The organism is Intestinimonas sp. RTP31139st1_F5_RTP31139_211217 (genome assembly GCF_040226735.1).
GTDB lineage: Bacteria > Bacillota > Clostridia > Oscillospirales > Oscillospiraceae > Intestinimonas > Intestinimonas butyriciproducens.
In genome coordinates, this window is sequence record NZ_JBCOAQ010000031.1 from 1 (window position 1) to 18,395 (window position 18,395).

An 18,395-nucleotide genomic window follows, 5' to 3' on the forward strand; every position below is an offset into this window, starting at 1 on the left:
GGTCCGCACGGGTCACGGGGATGTTTGCCCCACCCGGCTTCACGCCGGGCGGGGGCCCCTTTTTTCTTCCTCGGGGCAAATCAATTGCCCCTGCGGCAAGGCTTTGGCCTTCGGCCAAACCGCTTGTGGCGGCTTGCGCCGCATCCCTGCTCCGCAGGGTCGCGAAAACATCCTGCCCGCCGGCCCCCTACGCCAGCGTCAGCGTGAAGGTGAACTCTGTCACCCCGTCCGCACTGGTCACGGTGATGTTTTCGTGGTGGTTGTTGAGGACAGTCTTGACAATATAGAGCCCCAGGCCCACGCCCTCCCGGTCCACGCTTCTTGAGTGGTCCGTCTTGTGGAAGCGGTCAAAGACCAGGGGGAGCTCGTCGGGCGGGATGGTGTCCCCGTGGTTGCGGACCGAGACATAGGCCTTGCCCGCCCGGGTGGTCACTGTGATGCCGAGAGTGCTCTCCTCATAGGAGAACTTGATGGCGTTGTCCAGCAGATTATAGCACACCTGGGTGATGGCGTCCGGATCGCCCCAGACCTGGACCGGATCATCCGGAAGCTGGGTGTCCACATCCAGATGCTTGCCGTTGATCTTGGTCTCCAGGCTCACCAACACCCGGAGCATGACCTCGGAGACGTCGAACTGTTCCTGGGGGGTGACATACTCGGTGGACTGGAGCCGGGAGAGGTCCAGCATCTTCCGCACCAGCCGGGACAGGCGCTTGGTCTCTGAGGAGATGACCTTCAGATACTCCCGCTCCCGGTCGGGGGGAATGGTGCCGTCCAGGATGCCCTCGGCAAAGCCGGAGATTGTGGTCATGGGAGTCTTGAGCTCATGGGAAATGTTGGCCACGAATTCACTTCTCCGGGCCTCGGATTGGGCGATGTTGTCCGCCATGGCGTTGAAGGCCTCGGCCAGCTCCCCCACCTCGTCGCAGCGGCCGCCGCAGCTCACCCGGGTCTCATACTCCCCGTGCCCGAACTTCCGCACGGCCTCCGCCATATCCTTGAGGGGCCGGGTCATCCGGAGGGAGGTGACGGAACTGGTGATAAAGGCCACCAGCATGACTACAACGGCGGTAAAGAGGAAGATGTTGGCAAAGGCCCGCCACATCTCGGTGATGCTGCCGGCCTCGGCGGAGACAAAGACCAGAGCCACCACCTGCTGGCCGCCCTGGATGGGCAGCAGCACAGGGGCCCCCGCCACATACCGTTTTTCGGGAAAGATCCCCTCCAGGTCGCTCATGGCCCCAAAGGTGCCGGTGGTGTAGATGGTCTGCACCACGCCGCTAGGGATGTATTGTCCCACCATGCCGCTCTGCTCCCCGGTGCTGTCCCCGGCATAGATGATCTGCCCGTCCTGCATGGTGAAGAGAACGGAGGCGTCCGTCACCTCCGCCACGGCCTCTACCGTGGGCCGGAAGAGGGCGGCCTTCATGGAAAAGCCGCCCAGCTCCTCGCTGCTGGTGATGGCCTCTCCGGCCACCCCGGCGATGTAGTCGGCGTTGTGTCGCAGGGAATTCTGGCGTTCGCTGACGGTGTAGCGGTAAGAGAGGGTGATAAAGGCCGCGCCCAGCAGCGCAAAAGACACCAGGATCACGCCCGCCATGATGGCGAACTGCCGCTTATAGAGACTTTTCAGAGGGAAGTCCCCCTTTCCCGCCCCGGCTGTTACTGGGGCTCGATGACCTCAAATTTATACCCCACGCCCCACACGGTCTTGAGGCTCCACTGCTCCGAGACGCCCTCCAGCTTTTCCCGCAGGCGCTTGATGTGCACATCCACGGTGCGGGAATCGCCGAAGTAGTCGAAGCCCCACACCTCGTCCAGGAGCTGGTTCCGGGTAAAGACCCGGTTGGGGGAAGAGGCCAGGTGGTAGAGCAGCTCCAGCTCCTTGGGGGGCGTATCCACCCGCCGCCCGTCTACCAGCAGCTCGTAGGAGTCCAGATTGATCACCAGCTTGTCAAAGCTGAGCTTTTTCTCCTCGCTTCCCTCCTCTGCGCCGTAGCGCCGGAGGACGGCGTGGATGCGGGCCAGGACCTCCTTCATCTCGAAGGGTTTGACAATGTAGTCGTCGGCCCCGCCCTCCAGGCCCTGGACCTTGTCCGTGGTCTCACCCTTGGCGGTGAGCATGATGACGGGAGTCTTGTCGGACTCCCGGATCTTCTTGAGTACGGACCAGCCGTCCATGACGGGCAGCATGATGTCCAGCAGAACCAGGTCGGGGCGGAAGGCGCGGAAGAGCTCCACACCCTTGCCGCCGTCGGGGGCCACCTGGGTCTCAAAGCCCTCTTTCTCCAGATAGAGGTGTAGCAGTTCCGCGATATTGCCGTCGTCCTCGACGATCAGGACCTTGCGCGGCATAGGATCACCAGCCTTTTCTCATTCTCATCGGCGGGCGGGGACACGCCTCGCCCCATTCTCCACCATTATACCCGATTTTCACCCCCGTGGGTGAATTTTTTGTAAATGCTCTCCGTCCCGGCGGCCCGGGGCCCACCCGCTCAGGGCTCCGGCATCTCGGCGTAGGCCCGGTCGATGGACACCACGGTAAAGTAAGGTCCGCCCTCCAGCTCCCCGGCCTTTTGGGCGATGGCCGCCTTCACCTCCTCGTCGGTGAGGGCGCACTGATAGGGCACCACCGTGTCGAAGATCAGGTTCTGATGGTCTGGACCGGCGGTCATCCGGAAATCGTGTATGGTCATGGCCGGATCGATCTCCCGCACCAGTCCCGCCACCTGGCCCCGCATGGCGTTGACCGCGGGATCGTGGGTGGCGATGGGGTCCATATGTATGACCGCCTCGGTGTGGAATTTTTCCTTGAGCTCCCGCTCCACATTGTCGATGATGTCGTGTACCTCCAGCACATCCGCGTCCATGGGCACCTCGGCGTGTAGGGACATCATGGACCGCCCCGGTCCGTAGTCGTGGATCACCAGGTCATGGATACCGGTGATCTCCGGGTGGCTGAGCACGGTCTCCTGGACGCCCTGGACCAGAGAGGGGTCGGGGCTCTGTCCCAGCAGGGGGTCCAGGGTGTCCTTGGCCGCGCCCCAGCCCGCCCTGAGGATAAACGCAGCCACCAGAATCCCCACCCAGCCGTCGATCCGCAGCCCGGAGAAGCGGCCCACCAGGGTGCCCAGCAGCACGGCGGAGGTGGCAACCACGTCGGAGAGGGAATCTGTGGCCGTGGCCGCCATAGCGGCGGAGCCGATGCGGCGGCTCAGGTCCTTGTTGAAGGCCGCCATCCACAGCTTCACCAGGATGGAGGCCAGAAGGATGCCCACCGACAGCCAGGAAAAGGAGACCGCCTCGGGGGCCAGGATCTTCTCCAGGGACGACTTGACCAGCTCCAGCCCCACCAGCAGAATGGCCACCGCCACCACAAGCCCGGAGAGGTACTCGATGCGCCCGTGGCCAAAGGGGTGATCGTCGTCGGCCTTTTTCGCCGCCATATGGAAGCCGGCCAGGGTCACCACCGAGGAGCCCGCGTCGGAGAGGTTGTTGAAGGCGTCTGCCGTGACGGCGATGCTCCCGGTGAGGACGCCGGCCAGGAATTTCCCCGCCGAGAGGCACAGATTGAGGAGGATGCCCACGATTCCGGAGAGGAGCCCATACCGCTGCCGGACGGCGGGGTCCTCCCCATTTCCCGCGTCCCGGATAAAGGTCTTGACCAGCCAGTTCGTCATATCCTCACAGCTCCTTGTACATGGCGGCGGCCTCGCCCTTCCCCACGTGTTCGCCCACCGAGAGGACCTCCACCCGGGTCACCCGCTCGCCGAAACGGAACTCCAGCACGTCCCCCACCTTCACATCGTAAGAGGCCTTCACCGTCCGCCCGTTGGCAGACACCCTCTGCCCGTCGCAGGCCTCGTTGGCCACGGTCCGCCGCTTGATGAGGCGGGATACCTTGAGCCATTTGTCCAAACGCATGCTTATCACCTCGGAATCAGTTTTCCCGCCGGGCATACCGCCCCCTCGGGATGCAAAAGCGGCCCCGGGTCTCCCCGGAGCCGCCGTATTCACAAGTGTACCCTCGCCGGAAGAAGCTCCGCTTCGCGGGGGCCCCTTGGGGCGTGCCCTCCGTGCTTTGGGCTGTCGCGCTGCGCGCCCTCCACAACGGCACACTGTTCCCCGCTCCGCGAAAAACACCTTGGCCTCCGGCCCAACTGCTTTTTCGTCTCCGCGGCTCACTGTGTGCCTGCTCCCGGGCGCTGCGCGCTTCGGGCTGTCACGCTGCGCGCCCTCCGCGACGGCGGCTAAGCCCCTCCGACTCCGCAAGCCGTCCTTCGCCGCCTTCGGCGTCTCCGGTCCGTTTGCTCCGCTTCGGGTCTTACCCGCCTGCTCCCGGGCGCTGCGCGCTTCTTATTTCGCGACGGCGTCCTTCAGGGCCTTACCAGGCTTAAAGACAGGCACCTTGGAGGCCGGGATCTTGATGCTCTCCTTGGTCTTGGGATTACGGCCGATGCGCTCGGCGCGCTTCTTCACCTCAAAAGCGCCGAACCCTACCAGCTGCACCTTGTCATCGTTGGCCAGACATTCCACAATTGCCTCGATAGCGGCATTGACCGCGCTCTCCGTGTCCTTCTTGGATAGGCCGGCCTTCTCAGCCGCGGCATTGATCAGTTCAGCTTTATTCATTTTGCGGTACTCCTCCTAAAGATAGTCTCGGGCGTAAAGATCGTTCACGTCCTTTGTATTACTTAAAGCCGCGCCGAAGGATGGCAGCCATCCCCCCGCGTCCGGCCTTTAAGCCTCCTGCTTTTTGGCCTCGTCCCAGAGCCGGTCCATCTCAGCCAGGGTCATCTCCTCCAGAGTCTTCCCCTGGGCGGCGGCCGATGCCTCCACTTGGCGGAACCGCCGCGCGAACTTGTCGCAGGCGATGCTCAGGGCGTCCTCCGGGTCCACCTTTACGAATCGGGCCACATTGACGGCGGCGAACAACAGATCGCCCAGCTCTTCCGCCACGTTGGTGTCCTCCCGGACAGCCTCCTCCAGCTCTCCCGCCTCCTCGCGCAGCTTTTCCAGCGCGCCCGAGACGTCCGGCCAGTCGAAGCCCACCTTGGCGGCCTTCTTCTGGATCTTTTCCGCCCGCCACAGGCCGGGCAGGCTCCGGGCCACGGAATCCACGCCGTCCGCGGCCGTGGTCTGGTGCTTTTCCCTCTTTTTGAGTTCCTCCCAGTTCTGGAGCACCTCTCCGCTGCCGGAGACGGTCACATCCCCGAACACATGGGGATGGCGGTAGATGAGCTTCTTACAGATGCCGTCGGCCACATCGTCCAGATCGAAGCCCCCCTGCTCCTCCTCCATGCGCGCATGAAAGACGACTTGCAGCAGAACGTCCCCCAGCTCCTCCTGCAGGTGCTCGGGGTTTCCCTCGTCGATGGCCTCGGCGGCCTCATAGGCCTCCTCCAGCAGATTGCGCCGGATGGAGTGATGGTCCTGCTCCCGGTCCCAGGGACATCCGCCGGGCGCCCGCAGGATGCGGACGATCTCCCGCAGGTCCTCCACCCCGTAAGAGGACTTCTTTTCAAAATCTATCATATTTTCAACCCTTCTGCAAGCTATTTTTTGATAAAACTGCCTTAAAGACGCAAAATCTTAGCAATTTTATCCCCCTTGGGCATCAGCGAAAGGTCTTCCCTGGAAATTGTTCTCAGCGCGACCACCAAAACGGCGTAGACCAGCACGCCCACACAGATGGCGCCCAGGGTGGAGAGGGTATTGCCCAGGAAGCGGTCGAGCAGTCCGTAGACGGCCCAGACCGCCAGTCCCATGACGGCCGCCGCCGCCGCCGGCTTGACAAAGACCCGGCCATAGCTGGGCACGGCGGGGATGACCCGCTTGATGAGGGCCAGCTCCAGCACGGCCACGATGATGTAGCACACCAGGGTACCCACCGCGGCGCCCACGGCGCCCACACTGCGCACCATGAAGTTATTGACGATGAGCTTGGCGGCGCAGCCCGCCACCATGATGACGATGGGCAGATTCACAAAGCCGCTGGCCTGGAGCACGGAGTTGCACACCAGCATAATGCACACGAAGATGGACGCCAGCCCGAGGAGCATCATGGAGGGGTCGGCGATGGCGTGATCGGTGGTAGGATAGAGCAGCTGCATGATGGGCCCGGCCAGGGCCAGCAGCCCGATCCCGGCCGGCAGCGCCAGCAGCATGCCCACCCGCATGGAGGATTCGGCGATGCGGCCCGCCCCCACAAGATCCCGCCGGGCCCGGCAGGCGGCGATGGCGGGGACCACGCTGGCGGTGATGGCCACCATGAAGGAGGAGGGCAGGTTATAGATGGTGATGGCCTTCTGATAGGCGCCGTAGGCCGCCACCACCGGGTCCACCACACTCTGGGCCTCATACCACTCGGCAGGCTGGGCCCCCATGATGTCCCGCAGGATGTTCTGCACCTGTGCGGTGTCCAGCCAGGAGGTGATGGGGGTAACGGAGGCGCAGAGGGTGATGGGCACGGCGATGACCATCAGCTTTTTCAGGATGACGCCGTGGTCCTCCGGCGCGTCGTCCAGCCGTCCCGTCTCGCTTCTGCGGCGGCGGACGTGGTCGGCGATGAGATAGATGAGGCAGATGCCCGCCCCGCATGTCACGCCGAAGATGGCCCCCGCGGCGGAGAAGGCGGAGGACATGCCCTGCTGCACCAAAAACCAGGCCAGGGCCAAGCCGATGATAAGCTTGCCCAGGGCCTCGATGATCTGGGACACGGCGGTGGGCACCATGTTGGAGTGCCCCTGGGCATACCCCCGGAAGGTGGAGAGGACACACACGAAGAAACAGGCGGGCGCGATGGCCTGGACGGCGTAAACCGCCATGCCGTCTCCCTGCAGATCGGCCAGGGGCTGGGCAAAGAGGAACATGACGGCAAAGCTCACCGCCCCCAGGAGGAAGAAGGTGACCAGCGCCACGTTGAACACCCGATGCACCTGGTTCCTCCGGCCCAGGGCGTTGGCCTCGGAGATGGTTTTGGAGAGGGCCACAGGCAGGCCCGCCGTGGACACCATCAGCAGCAGATTGTAGATCACATAGGCGTTGTTGAAGTGGCCGAAGCCCTCGTCCCCCAGGATATTGCCCAGAGGGATCTTGTAGACGGCTCCGATGAGCTTGACGATGGCGATGCCCGCCGCCAGAATGGCGGCGCCGCCGAAGAAGGTGCTTTTCTTTTCTCGATTACCCAATGGGCGCACAGCCTTTCGCATGGATTGTGGGGCGCGGCGCAGACTCAGCCGAACAGCAGCGGCAGGGCGTACCCCTCCACCTCTTTTTTCACCCGCTCGATGTCGATGGTGAGAAACTCCCCATTTTTGTATATGACCTTGCCCCGGGCCATATTCATCACCACGTTGGAGCCGTGGGCGGCGTAGGCCAGATTGTTGGCCGCGTCGTGACAGGGGATGAGGTTGACGGCCTCGGCGTCCAGAAGGATGAGGTCGGCGTCATACCCCTTCTCAATGCGCCCGGTCTTGCGGCCCAGGGCCTTTCCGCCGTTGACGGTGGCCATCTCCAGGGCGTCCCACGCGGTGAGGGCCATGGGGTCGTGGCGGACGCCGTTCTGGAGGATGGCGGCCAGCTTCAGGTCTCCGAAGAAATCGGTGCAGTTGTTGGAGGAGACGCCGTCGGTGCCCAGGGCCACGTTGACCCCTGCCCCCCTGAGGTCCACCACCGGCGCCACCCCGGAGCCCAACTTCAGGTTGGACACCGGATTGTAGACCGCCGAAACCCCCTTTTCCGCCAGCAGGGCCCAGTCCTCGGGGGTGGTCCAGACGCAGTGGGCGGCGATGGCCCGCACGTCAAAGACGCCAAGCCCGGCCAGATAGGCGGCCGGGGTCAGCCCGCCGTGGCGGAGCTTGCACTCCTCATGCTCCTTCCGGGTCTCGGAGAGATGGACATGCATGCCCAGTCCGTGGTCGGCGGCAAACCGGGCCATCCACCGGCACAGGCCCTCCCGGGACGTGTACTCCGCGTGGAGGGAGGCGTCCACCCGGATGCGCCCGTCATCCCTGCCATGCCACTTCTCGGTGAGCTCCCTCTGCACGATGCAGTCATGATTCTTCTCCGGGTCGAAGGTTTCCTCAAACTGTACGCCGCCGCAGCAGACGTTGGCGCTCAGGCCGGCGGCGTCCACCTCCCGGAGGACGGCGTCGGTGTGCATATACATGTCGGCGATGCAGGTGACGCCGGAGGAGATCATCTCCGCAAGGCCCAGGGCGGCGCAGGCCCGGACGGCACGGTCGTCCCACTTGGCCTCCACCGGGAAAATATACTGGTTCAGCCATTCGTGCAGGTCGTGGCCGTCTCCGTAGCCCCGCATGGCGGTCATGGGCACGTGGGTGTGGGCGTTCACCAGACCGGGCATGAGGATGCCCCCCTTGCCGTCGATGCACTTGCCCGTAAAGCCCTGAGGCCGCTGGGCGCCGAAGTCGGTGATCCTGTGGCCGTCCACCACCACATAGGCCCCCGGCAGCACGGTATGTCCCCCGTCCATCAGCACGGCGGTAACGTTGTAGATCATGGTTGCCATACTCTCATCCCTCCCCGGTCAGATGCGCTCCAGGCAGGCCAGCACCAGCCTGGAAAACTTATCCTTGCAGGCCTCGGCCGCGTCCAGCACCTCCTGCTCGGAGAGGGGCTGGTCCAGGATGCCGGCGGCCAGATTGGATACCAGAGTGAAGCCCAGCACCTGCATCCCGCAGTGTCCGGCCACAATGACCTCGGGAGCGGTGGACATGCCTACCGCGTCGGCCCCGGCCACCCGGGCAAAGCGGACCTCCGCCGGTGTCTCATACTGGGGCCCGGGGAAGTACATATACACGCCCTCCCGCAGCGGGATGCCCAGATCCCTGGCGGCGGTCCGGGCCACCTCCTGCAGGGCGGGGGTATAGAGGTGGGAGGCGTCGGGGAACCGGGGGCCGAACGCGGGGAGATTCTCCCCCCGCAGCGGAGACTCCATGAAAATTTTGATGTGGTCGGTGATGAGCATCAGGTCCCCGGCCTGGAAGTCCAGATTGACCCCGCCGGCGGCGTTGGTGACCACCAGGGTGTCGCACCCCAGCAGGCGCAGCACCCGGACGGCGTAGCCCACCTCCTCATAGGAATATCCCTCGTAGTGGTGCATCCGGCCCTGCATGACGGCCACATTCCGGCCCCGCAGGGTGCCGAAGACCAGCCGGCCCTTGTGTCCGGGGGCGGTGGACGCCTTAAAATGGGGGATATCGCGGTAGGAGACACAGATGGGGTCCTCCACCTCGTCGCCCAGGAAGCCCAGGCCGGAGCCCAGGACCATGGCGACCTTGGGGGCAAAGGAGCCGATCTTGGCGCGGATGAAGTCCGCGCTCTCCTGATACTGGGCAAAGGTATACTGCATGATAAAAGCCCTCCTTGATCCATACTAGCTTTGGTCAGTCACAGGCATTTTACACCAGGCATGGAAAAAAAGCAAGGAAAGCGCCGGAACGCGAAAAAACGGCCCCCGCCTCCCTCTGGGAGGCGGGGGCGCAGTCTGTCAAAAAAGGATGTATGCCCTGGATTTTATGTAAGAGCCTCGCAGAGTTCCGTCGCCCGCAGGTGACGGAATCAGATCCCATTTGTTTTTCCGGCGACACGCGCGTCAGAAAAACACTTCTCAGGCCGCAAGTGTGGCATTCGGCCGGGACGGTGGAAAACGCGTCTACGCGCCGATGCTCTCGGCAATGTGTTCGTCGCTGTACCCCATCAGCTTGCCGTACCGGGTGGCCAGATCCACCTGGACCTCCTCGGTGTAGGTCCCCGCCGCAATGTATTCCTTCTCCTCCGCCTTCAGGGCCAGGTAGGCGTCCAACACGGCGTCGTCCTGATAGAGGATATACACCCACGCCCCGTCCATGTCCACGGAGGCAAAGAGCTTGGTCAGCAACAGGTCCTTGTCGATGTAATACTTCACACCGTAGTTTTCACACTTTTTGGCCACATAGGGGGTGAGCACAGGCTCATCCTCGGGGTAGAAGGGGTCGCTGAAGGCCAGGTCCTTCGTCCCGGTCATGATCACGTCGCAGAAGGCGCCTACGGTGCCATCGAAATTGCCCAGCCCGAAGCTGTACTCGTCCACCGGTTTCTCTCCGGCGGCGGGCTCGGCCGCCTCAGCGGCGCTCATCCGGCTGGTGGAGGCGGTCATGCTGCTCTGGCACCAGGTGACGGAGTAGCCAATGCCCTCGAAGAGGGGGCGGACCCCCACATAGTCCACGCCACCCACGGTCCGGAGCGGCAGGGAGACGGATTTCTCCCCATAGGTCACGGCGGCCTGGCCGTCCTTCTTTTCCAGGGAGGCGCCGATAAAGCTGACCACGTCGCCTACGGGGACGGAGATGGTGCCGTTTTCCACCAGCAGGTCGGCGTTGAAGGTGATGGGCTTGCCCTGCCAGGTGACGGTGGGGACGGAGATGTCCCTGGTGTAGACCACCTCGCCGCCGGAGACGGTCATCAGGGCCTGGATGTCCTTGATGTCGGTCTCGGGACAGGTCATGTAGTCCCGGTCGATCACCACGAAGTCGGCCAGCTTTCCGGCCTCCAGGGAGCCCTTGATGTCCTCTTCGAACTGGCCGTAGGCGGCCCAGAGGGTGAAGGCCTTCAGGGCCTCCTCCCGAGTGACCTTCTCATTGGCGTACCAGCCGCCCTCCGGCTGGCAGTCCTTGTCCATACGGGTGACGCCGGCATACAGGCCGTGGTAGGGGTTGACCAGCTCCACCGGGGCGTCGGAGCCGCCGACGATGATGGAGCCCTTGTCGATGATGGTGCGCCAGGCATAGGAGCTCTTGATGCGCTCGGAGCCCACCCGGTCCTCGGCCATCAGCCAGTCGGAGGTGGCGTGGGTGAACTGCATGGCGGGCAGCACGCCCAACTCGATGGCCCGGTCGATGTCGTCGGGGGTGACGATCTGGAAGTGCTCAATGCGCATCCGGGGGTCCTCCCGGGGATTTTCCTGCATCAGGCGCTCATACACGTCCAGAACCTGGTGGTTGGTGCCGTCGCCGATGGCGTGGACGCCGGTCTGATAGCCGTTGTCATAGGCCAGCTTGATGACCTGATAGGCCTCCTCATCGGTGAAGCGGTACTCGCCCTTGTAGCCGGCGCGGTCGGAGTAGTCCTCCAGCATGGCGGAGCTGCGGGCGCCCAGGGAGCCGTCGCCGATAATCTTCACGCCGGCCACGTGGAGATGGTCGTCATACAGCATACCGGTGGGGGAGGTGGTGCGGATATAGTCGGCTTCCGCGCCCTCGGTGGAGGAGAGCATGATGAGGGGATAGAGGCGCAGCTTCAGGGCGCCGTCCTCATAAAGCTCCTTGTAGAGGTCCAGTTGATGGACCGAGACGCCGGCGTCCAGCGCGGAGGTGAAGCCGTAGGAGAACAGCTGCTCCTGGGCCAGGAGGGATGCCTGTTTCAGCTGATCATCGGTCCAGGCGGGGATGATGCTGCGGACGATGGAGGCAGCGGTGTCGGTCAGACAGCCCAGCACCTCGCCGTCCTCAGTCTTCAGGATCTCTCCGCCCTGGGGATTGGGGATTGGGGGTGTCCTTGGTAATCCCGGCCATGTCCAGGGCCATGGAGTTGAACCAGAACATATGGGCGTCGGCCCGCTGGAGGGAGACGGGGTTGTTGGGGGCCACGGCGTCCAGCTCCTCCTTGGTGGGGAAGGAGTCGTCGGCCCAGACGGTGTTCATCCAGCCCCGGCCCTGGATCCACTCTCCCGGCTGGGCCGCCTCGGCGGCCTCCTTGACGGCCTGGAGGATGACCTCCTTGGGCTTCCAGAAAGCGTCGATCATCAGCATGCTCTGGCCCAGATTCGGCACATGCATGTGTCCCTCGATGAGGCCGGGCAGCACGGTCTGCCCCTGGAGATCGACGACCTTGGTGACGCCGCTGATATAATAGGCCTCCGCGCCCGCCTTGTCGCCCACATAAAGGAGTTTGTCCCCCCGGATGGCCATGGCGGTGGCGTGAGGGTTGTCGTCGTCCATGGTATAGATGTTGCCGTTTACATACACGCTCTCAGCGGTCTCTCCGGCGGCAAAGGCCGGGACCATGCCTGCCAGCATGGTCAGCGCCAGCACTATGGCCAGCACGCGTCCAAATCTTTTTCCTGTCATCTCTGTTGGTTCCTCCCTTAGTTCCATGATAAAGATACGCTGGGGGCTCCGCTTTGTGTTCCGCTCTCTCCCTTCTTGTTCCATTTTTCCATAAATCCCCGGGTCCGCGCCGGACCTTTCTGTGATATTATACAAATCATCACAACTTTTTTCTGTCAACCACTTTACAAACGGTGCCTATTCTGCAAAAATGGAGGCAGACCAGCCGACTCTTTTCTGCTACAAAAGGGGGGTCTGTCATGGATCCTTTGAAAACCAGCCCCAGGGAGGAGCCGCTGGGCCAGCGGCTTCCCCTCTCCCCCTGGCTGACGGCCCGGGGCATGGACTGGGGCGGGCTCACAGAGGGCCTCCACCCCGAAACGCTTCCCAGGGGGACCGCCCTCTACCAGCAGGGTGCCCCCTCGGATGAGATGTTTCTCATCTTGGAGGGGCGGGTCCTGCTGGAGTGCTGCCATGCCAGCGGGAAGAAGCGGGCCATCTATATCGTCTCCGCCGGGATGACCATTGGGGAGGCGGGGGCCATGTTCGGCGGGAGCCATGACTTCCGGGCCGTGACGGTAACGCAGTGCCGCCTCTTCCGCATCCCGGCCCCGGTGTTCCGCCGCCGGGTGGAGGCGTCCCCCGCCCTGGCCCTGCAAGTCTTTCAGGTGGAGGCCCGCAAGGGCCAGGTGCTGGCCCGCCTGCTGGCCATGGACAGCTTTCTGGACCTCCGTGCCCGCGTCGCCCAGGCCCTGCTCTCCCTGTCCGAGCAGCACGGCAGGCCGGAGCCGGAGGGTATCTTGCTCACCATCCCCTTTACCCACCAGGAGATGGCCGACCTGCTGGGGGTCTCCCGGGTAGCGGTGAGCCAGTGCATGGGGGGAGCTGGCCCGGCAAGGTGTGCTTACAAAGCGGAAGGGCCTCGTGCTCCTCCGGGACATCGCCGCGCTGGAGCGCTGTCGGGACAGGGGCGCCTGATGGGCCCAGGCCCATGCGGCAGTCCCTCTCTGCCGCCGCCATCCCGCCCTCCGTTTCCCTCAATGTCACGTTTCGTTGCATATCTGCCGCCCCGGCTTGATAGACCCGCTCCGGTCCCCGTGATAGAATGAGCAGGTAAAATCGGGCACAGGAGGAATTTAGGATGACCTTTGGTGAAAAGCTATACCGTCTCAGAAAAGAAAAGGGTTGGACACAGGAGCGGCTGGCCGAGCAGATCGGCGTATCCAGGCAGGCGCTCTCGAAGTGGGAATCCGGCAGCGCCGTCCCTGACGCGGTGAACATTCTGCGTCTGAGCAAGCTGTTCGCGGTCTCCGCGGACTATCTTCTGGACGATGCCTTTGAAAGCAGCGACGCCACATGGGCCGGCCGCCCCTCCGGCCAGGCGCGCCGTCCCGCCTCCTGGGCCGTTCTCCGCACGGCCGCCGGAGTCTGCGCCGTCAGCGTCTCCCTGCTCGGCATGCTCCTTCTGGGGATCCTCAGCTCGGCATTCCCCTGCGTCTATTCCATCTCTCCGGCGGGTGTGGAATGGACGCGAGTCTATACCGGCCTCTGGGGGTTTTTGAAAACAAATCATCTCGAGTGGCTGTTTGCGCTCTGTGGGGTACTCCTCCTTGCCGGAGCCGCCGTTCTCTGTTCTCCCGTTCTCAAGCGGCTGCGAGACAGGCGCGCGTCCTCCCCCGCCCCGGACCAATGAGCCCGCCCTCTCGCATGCCCTCCGACACGCCCCCTTGCCAGCAGGAAAGATCTGTCCTATAATAGTGCGCGTCCCCGGCACAGGCACGGTGGGAAATGCTACACAAGAAATGGAGACCAGAGTAATATGGCACTGACACAGACAGACATCGCCAGGGTAAAGGCCCTTGGCTTTTTGCGCAACCGCGGCACGGAGCTCTTTTCCGGACGGATCGTCCCGGTCGGCGGGGTGTTCACCGTTGAAGAACTCGCCGCAGCGGCGGAGCTTGCCGCCCGGTTCGGCAACGGGAAAGTGGCCCCCACCACCCGTATGACGCTGGAGATCGTAGGTATCCCCTATGAACAGATCGACCAGGCGATCGCCTTCGGTGAGGCCCTGGGGCTGCGCTTCGGCGGCACAGGTGCCAAGGTCCGCCCCGTGACGGCCTGCAAGGGAACCACCTGCGTATTCGGCAGTTACGACACCCAGGCCCTGGGCCGCGAAATCCACCAGCGGTACTATCTGGGCTGGGACAAGGTGGCCCTGCCCCACAAGTTCAAAATCGCCGTGGGCGGCTGCCCCAACAGTTGTATCAAGCCCAGCCTCAATGACTTCGGCATAGAGGGCCGCCGCACGCCCGAGGGCGTGCGCTACCAGATCTACGTGGGCGGCACCTGGGGCCGGCACACCCGGGTGGGCGACCCGCTGCCCAGGCTGGTGGAACAGGAGGAGATCCTCCCCCTTCTGGAAAAGACCCTGCTGTGGTTCCGGGAAAACGCCTTTCAGAGGGAGCGCCTGGGCGCGGCCATCGACCGGCTGGGCACGGCGGCCCTTCTCTCCGCGCTGGAGGGAGACGGTCTACCGGCGCGGAGGGAGGCCATTCTTGCCGCCCCGCTCAAACAAAGGCCGTAATCGTCCCCTTCCCGCTTTTCCACGGCCCCTCCCTTCTTCAGCGCAAGCGAAAGGCCCTGCGCGCCGCTTCCGCGGCGCGCAGGGTCTTTCTTTTCCCGTCTGGGTTCTTCTTAGAATTTGTTCTCGGTGCGGTATCGCTTCTGGGGCACATAGGTGCAATGGAGCAGCTCGTGGGCTCTGTGGCCGCCGGGCTCACCCAGGTAATCCTGATAGACGGCCTGGAGCACCGGGTTCTCATGGCTCTTGCGGATGGGCATGGCCTCGTCCTGCCGGTAGAGGGCGGCGGCCCGCAGCGCCTTGATGTCGGTGAAGGAGCGGACCTCCGCGCTCTGGAGGGGCTGCCCGCCGCCGTTGATGCAGCCGCCGGGGCAGGCCATGAACTCGATGAAATCGTAGTGCAAGGTGCCGTTTTTCACGCCGTCCAGCACTGTTTTGGCGTTGTGGAGGCCGGAGGCCGCGCAGACCCGGACGGTCCTGCCGGGCAGCTCGTAAACCGCCTCCTTGATGCCCTCCATACCGCGGACCTCGTGGAACTCCAGGGGCTTCATCTCGCCGCCGGTGACCACCTCCACCACAGTACGCAGGGCGGCCTCCATCACGCCGCCGGACGCGCCGAAAATCACGGAGGCGCCGGTGCTCAGGCCCAGCATGGGATCGAACTGCCCCTCGGGCAGGTGGTCGAAGAGGATGCCTGCCCGCTGGATCATGCGGGCAAGCTCCCGGGTGGTGATGGAGATGTCCACAGGCATACAGCCGTTGGCCATGCGCTGCTCCTCCCGCTGGACCTCATATTTCTTGGCGGTACAAGGCATGACGGAGACCACCACGATATCCTTGGGGTCAATACCCGCCTTCTCGGCATAGTAGCTCTTCACCAGGGCACCGAACATCTGCTGGGGGGACTTGCAGGTGGAGAGATTGGGCAGCAGGTCGGGGTAGTGCTGCTCACAGTAGCGGATCCAGCCGGGGGAGCAGGAGGTGATCATGGGCAGGACGCCCCCCTCCTTCATGCGCGCCAGAAACTCCGTGCCCTCCTCCATAATGGTGAAGTCGGCGGCGTTGTCCACGTCAAAGACCTTGTCGAAGCCCAGGCGGCGGAGGGCGGAGACCATCTTGCCCTCCACGTTGGTGCCGATGGGCATTTTGAAGCACTCGCCCAGGGTCACCCGGACGGAGGGGGCGGGGCCTACCACCACGTGCTTGGCGGGGTCGTTGAGGGCGGCCCAGACCTTGGCGGTATCGTCCTTCTCGGAGAGGGCGCCAGTGGGGCAGGCCACGATGCACTGGCCGCAGGAGACGCAGTCCACCTCGGAGAGGTCCCGGTCGAAGGCGCAGCCGATGTGGGTGGAAAAGCCCCGGTCATTGGGGCCGATGACCCCCACCTCCTGATATTTGCGGCACACGGCGGTGCAGCGGCGGCACAGGACGCACTTGGAGTTGTCCCGGACCAGGTGGGGGGCGGAATCCTCGATCCGGGGCAGCAGCTCGTCGTTGGCGTAGCGCACAGCGTCGATGCCCAGCTCGGCGGCCAGCTCCCGCAGTTCACAGTGGGCGTTCCGGGCGCAGGTGAGGCAGTCCATGCGGTGGTTGGACAGGATGAGCTCCAGGGTGAGCTGACGGGAGTGGCGCACCCGCTCGGTGTTGGTCTGGACCTCCATGCCCTCGCTCACAGGATAGACGCAGGAGGCCACCAGGCTCTTGGCCCCCTTCACCTCCACCACGCAAATGCGGCAGGCGCCGATCTCATTGACCCCCTTGAGGAAGCAGAGGGAAGGGATCTTAATGCCGGCGTTGCGGGCCGCCTCCAGGACGGTGGTCCCCTCGGGGACGGTCACCGGGATGTCGTTGATTTTCAGGGTTACCATTTTCTGTTCCATCTTCTTCTCCCCTCCTTAATGCTTGGAAATGGCGCCAAAGCGGCAGTTGTCCATACACGCGCCGCACTTGATGCACTTATTGGGGTCGATGACGTGGGGGGCCTTCACCGCGCCCATGATGGCGTTGGCCGGGCAGTTCTTGGCGCAGAGGGTGCAGCCCTTGCACTTGCCCGGATCGATGACAAAGTGGAGGAGGTTCTTGCACACTCCGGCGGGACAGCGCTTCTCCACCACATGGGCGATGTACTCGTCCCGGAAGTGGTGCAGGGTGCTGAGCACAGGGTTGGGGGCCGTCTGCCCCAGGCCGCACAGGGCGGACTGCTTGATGTGCTCGCACAGCTCCTCGATGGTGGTGAGGTCCTCCAGAGTGCCGTTGCCCTCGGTGATCTTGGTCAGCAGGTCGTAGAGCCGCTTGGTGCCGATGCGGCAGGGGGAACACTTGCCGCAGGACTCGTCGATGATGAACTCCAGGAAAAACTTGGCGATATCCACCATGCAGTTGTCCTCATCCATGACGATGAGCCCGCCGGAACCCATCATGGAGCCGATGGCCCCCAGGGAGTCGTAATCCATGGGGGTGTCGATGAGGGAGGCGGGGATGCATCCGCCGGAGGGGCCGCCGGTCTGGGCGGCCTTAAACTTTTTCCCGTTGGGACAGCCGCCGCCGATGTCCTCGATGACGGTGCGCAGGGGGGTGCCCATGGGGATCTCCACAAGGCCCGTGTTGGCGATCTTCCCGCCCAGGGCGAATACCTTGGTGCCGGTGGATCCCTTGGTGCCGATGGCGGCGAATTTGTCCGGGCCATTGTTGAGAATCCAAGTGATATTGGCGTAAGTCTCCACGTTGTTGAGGAGGGTGGGGCGCTCAAAGAGGCCCTTGTTGGCGGGGAAGGGCGGACGGGGATGGGGCTCACCCCGCTTGCCCTCGATGCTGGTCATGAGGGCGGTCTCCTCGCCGCAGACGAAGGCGCCGGCGCCCAGGCGCAGCTCCAGGTCGAAGCTGAAGCCGGTGTCAAAGATGTTCTCCCCCAGCAGGCCGTACTCCTTGGCCTGCCCGATGGCCACCTGAAGGCGGTGGACGGCGATGGGATACTCGGCGCGGACATAGATGTAGCCCTGGTGGGCGCCGATGGCGTAGCCGGCGATGGTCATGGCCTCGATGACGCTGTGGGGGTCGCCCTCCAGCACGGAGCGGTCCATGAACGCGCCCGGATCGCCCTCGTCGGCGTTGCAGCAGACGAATTTCACCCCGTCGGGGCTCACCGCGTCGTGGGTCATCTGCCACTTGCGCCCGGTGGGGAAGCCCGCGCCGCCGCGGCCCCGGAGCCCGGAGGCCAGGATGGCGTCGATGACCTGCTGGGGGGTCTGCTGGGTGAGGGCGCGGCCCAGGGCCTCATACCCGCCGGTGCCGATGTACTCGTCGATGTTCTCGGGGTTGATGACGCCGCAGTTGCGCAGTGCGATGCGGAACTGATTCTTATAGAACTTGGTGTCGGAGAGACTGGTCACCTTTTCGGCGGTGTCCCCCTCCTTGTGCAGCAGCCGCTGGACGATGCGGCCCTTGACGATGTGCTCGGAGACGATCTCCGCCGCGTCGTCCGGGGTCACGTGGGTGTAAAAAGCCCCCTCGGGATAGACGAGGACCACCGGGCCCATGGCGCACAGTCCAAAACAGCCGGTCTTGACCACCCGTGCCTCCTGCTCCATGCCCTGGGCCTTCAGCTCCCGCTCAAAGGCCTCAATGATCTTGGGACTGTTGGAGGAGGAGCAGCCGGTGCCGGTGCAGACCAGGATATGGGAACGGACAAAATTCATCTGTAACTC

16 protein-coding genes are annotated in these 18,395 nt (G+C 64.0%); 3 read left to right on the forward strand and 13 right to left on the reverse strand.

Annotation, left to right across the window (positions count from 1 at the left end; genetic code table 11):
- Positions 1-187: 187 nt before the first annotated feature.
- From ABUA09_RS14535 to ABUA09_RS14585, 11 genes are all read right to left on the reverse strand, one after another.
- Positions 188-1,600, reverse strand: coding sequence for a sensor histidine kinase (locus ABUA09_RS14535; RefSeq protein ID WP_227152169.1), 1,413 nt, complete (start codon positions 1,598-1,600; stop codon positions 188-190).
- Positions 1,601-1,662: 62 nt separating this feature from the next.
- The gene (locus tag ABUA09_RS14540) at positions 1,663-2,355 is read right to left on the reverse strand and encodes a response regulator transcription factor (RefSeq protein WP_033119127.1); all 693 of its coding nucleotides are present in this window, start codon (positions 2,353-2,355) and stop codon (positions 1,663-1,665) included.
- Positions 2,356-2,495: 140 nt separating this feature from the next.
- Positions 2,496-3,680, reverse strand: coding sequence for a cation diffusion facilitator family transporter (locus ABUA09_RS14545; RefSeq protein ID WP_195607720.1), 1,185 nt, complete (start codon positions 3,678-3,680; stop codon positions 2,496-2,498).
- Positions 3,681-3,684: 4 nt separating this feature from the next.
- Entirely contained in the window at positions 3,685-3,924 is a 240-nt protein-coding gene (locus tag ABUA09_RS14550; protein ID WP_033119144.1) for an RNA-binding S4 domain-containing protein, read from the reverse strand.
- Positions 3,925-4,356: 432 nt separating this feature from the next.
- Entirely contained in the window at positions 4,357-4,632 is a 276-nt protein-coding gene (hbs, locus tag ABUA09_RS14555; RefSeq protein ID WP_058116929.1) for a non-specific DNA-binding protein Hbs, read from the reverse strand.
- Positions 4,633-4,740: 108 nt separating this feature from the next.
- Positions 4,741-5,535 carry a nucleoside triphosphate pyrophosphohydrolase gene (gene mazG / locus ABUA09_RS14560; RefSeq protein WP_058116928.1) on the reverse strand — a complete coding sequence of 265 codons (795 nt, stop codon included), beginning with the start codon at positions 5,533-5,535 and terminating at the stop codon, positions 4,741-4,743.
- Between the two features lie 41 nt (positions 5,536-5,576).
- The gene (locus ABUA09_RS14565) at positions 5,577-7,199 is read right to left on the reverse strand and encodes a putative polysaccharide biosynthesis protein (RefSeq protein WP_349949447.1); all 1,623 of its coding nucleotides are present in this window, start codon (positions 7,197-7,199) and stop codon (positions 5,577-5,579) included.
- 35 nt (positions 7,200-7,234) lie between these two features.
- Positions 7,235-8,533, reverse strand: coding sequence for an amidohydrolase family protein (locus ABUA09_RS14570; RefSeq protein ID WP_058116926.1), 1,299 nt, complete (start codon positions 8,531-8,533; stop codon positions 7,235-7,237).
- Positions 8,534-8,551: 18 nt separating this feature from the next.
- On the reverse strand, positions 8,552-9,376 hold the full coding sequence (locus tag ABUA09_RS14575; protein ID WP_058116925.1) for a purine-nucleoside phosphorylase: 825 nt from the start codon (positions 9,374-9,376) through the stop codon (positions 8,552-8,554).
- Positions 9,377-9,679: 303 nt separating this feature from the next.
- A complete protein-coding gene (locus tag ABUA09_RS14580) occupies positions 9,680-11,500 on the reverse strand; it encodes an amidohydrolase (RefSeq protein ID WP_279202235.1) in 1,821 nt (606 codons plus the stop codon).
- Between the two features lie 10 nt (positions 11,501-11,510).
- Complete coding sequence (locus ABUA09_RS14585) at positions 11,511-12,131, reverse strand: amidohydrolase family protein (RefSeq protein ID WP_275077680.1); 621 nt, start codon at positions 12,129-12,131, stop codon at positions 11,511-11,513.
- Between the two features lie 239 nt (positions 12,132-12,370).
- Here ABUA09_RS14585 and ABUA09_RS14590 point away from each other — a divergent pair, with 239 nt between their 5' ends.
- The 3 genes from ABUA09_RS14590 (at position 12,371) to ABUA09_RS14600 (ending at position 14,694) form a co-directional block, all read left to right on the forward strand.
- Complete coding sequence (locus ABUA09_RS14590; RefSeq protein ID WP_195614372.1) at positions 12,371-13,219, forward strand: Crp/Fnr family transcriptional regulator; 849 nt, start codon at positions 12,371-12,373, stop codon at positions 13,217-13,219.
- Positions 13,220-13,251: 32 nt separating this feature from the next.
- Positions 13,252-13,803, forward strand: coding sequence for a helix-turn-helix domain-containing protein (locus tag ABUA09_RS14595; protein WP_058116924.1), 552 nt, complete (start codon positions 13,252-13,254; stop codon positions 13,801-13,803).
- Between the two features lie 126 nt (positions 13,804-13,929).
- The gene (locus tag ABUA09_RS14600; RefSeq protein WP_349949448.1) at positions 13,930-14,694 is read left to right on the forward strand and encodes a ferredoxin-like domain-containing protein; all 765 of its coding nucleotides are present in this window, start codon (positions 13,930-13,932) and stop codon (positions 14,692-14,694) included.
- 110 nt (positions 14,695-14,804) lie between these two features.
- Here ABUA09_RS14600 and ABUA09_RS14605 read toward each other — a convergent pair whose 3' ends face one another.
- Both ABUA09_RS14605 and ABUA09_RS14610 read right to left on the reverse strand, forming a co-directional pair.
- Positions 14,805-16,571 (reverse strand): NADH-dependent [FeFe] hydrogenase, group A6, encoded by a 1,767-nt coding sequence (locus ABUA09_RS14605; RefSeq protein WP_058116923.1) that lies wholly within the window; start codon positions 16,569-16,571, stop codon positions 14,805-14,807.
- Positions 16,572-16,586: 15 nt separating this feature from the next.
- The gene (locus ABUA09_RS14610) at positions 16,587-18,386 is read right to left on the reverse strand and encodes an NADH-quinone oxidoreductase subunit NuoF (RefSeq protein WP_075705124.1); all 1,800 of its coding nucleotides are present in this window, start codon (positions 18,384-18,386) and stop codon (positions 16,587-16,589) included.
- Between the last annotated feature and the right edge of the window lie 9 nt (positions 18,387-18,395).

Bases quoted from the DNA above. Each gene is read 5' to 3' on its own strand.
- ABUA09_RS14535 (WP_227152169.1), bottom strand. From the start codon at position 1,600: ATGGCGGGCGTGATCCTGGTGTCTTTTGCGCTGCTGGGCGCGGCCTTT.
- ABUA09_RS14540 (WP_033119127.1), bottom strand. From the start codon at position 2,355: ATGCCGCGCAAGGTCCTGATCGTCGAGGACGACGGCAATATCGCGGAA.
- ABUA09_RS14545 (WP_195607720.1), bottom strand. From the start codon at position 3,680: ATGACGAACTGGCTGGTCAAGACCTTTATCCGGGACGCGGGAAATGGG.
- ABUA09_RS14550 (WP_033119144.1), bottom strand. From the start codon at position 3,924: ATGCGTTTGGACAAATGGCTCAAGGTATCCCGCCTCATCAAGCGGCGG.
- hbs (WP_058116929.1), bottom strand. From the start codon at position 4,632: ATGAATAAAGCTGAACTGATCAATGCCGCGGCTGAGAAGGCCGGCCTA.
- mazG (WP_058116928.1), bottom strand. From the start codon at position 5,535: ATGATAGATTTTGAAAAGAAGTCCTCTTACGGGGTGGAGGACCTGCGG.
- ABUA09_RS14570 (WP_058116926.1), bottom strand. From the start codon at position 8,533: ATGGCAACCATGATCTACAACGTTACCGCCGTGCTGATGGACGGGGGA.
- ABUA09_RS14575 (WP_058116925.1), bottom strand. From the start codon at position 9,376: ATGCAGTATACCTTTGCCCAGTATCAGGAGAGCGCGGACTTCATCCGC.
- ABUA09_RS14585 (WP_275077680.1), bottom strand. From the start codon at position 12,131: ATGACAGGAAAAAGATTTGGACGCGTGCTGGCCATAGTGCTGGCGCTG.
- ABUA09_RS14590 (WP_195614372.1), top strand. From the start codon at position 12,371: ATGGATCCTTTGAAAACCAGCCCCAGGGAGGAGCCGCTGGGCCAGCGG.
- ABUA09_RS14595 (WP_058116924.1), top strand. From the start codon at position 13,252: ATGACCTTTGGTGAAAAGCTATACCGTCTCAGAAAAGAAAAGGGTTGG.
- ABUA09_RS14600 (WP_349949448.1), top strand. From the start codon at position 13,930: ATGGCACTGACACAGACAGACATCGCCAGGGTAAAGGCCCTTGGCTTT.
- ABUA09_RS14605 (WP_058116923.1), bottom strand. From the start codon at position 16,571: ATGGAACAGAAAATGGTAACCCTGAAAATCAACGACATCCCGGTGACC.
- ABUA09_RS14610 (WP_075705124.1), bottom strand. From the start codon at position 18,386: ATGAATTTTGTCCGTTCCCATATCCTGGTCTGCACCGGCACCGGCTGC.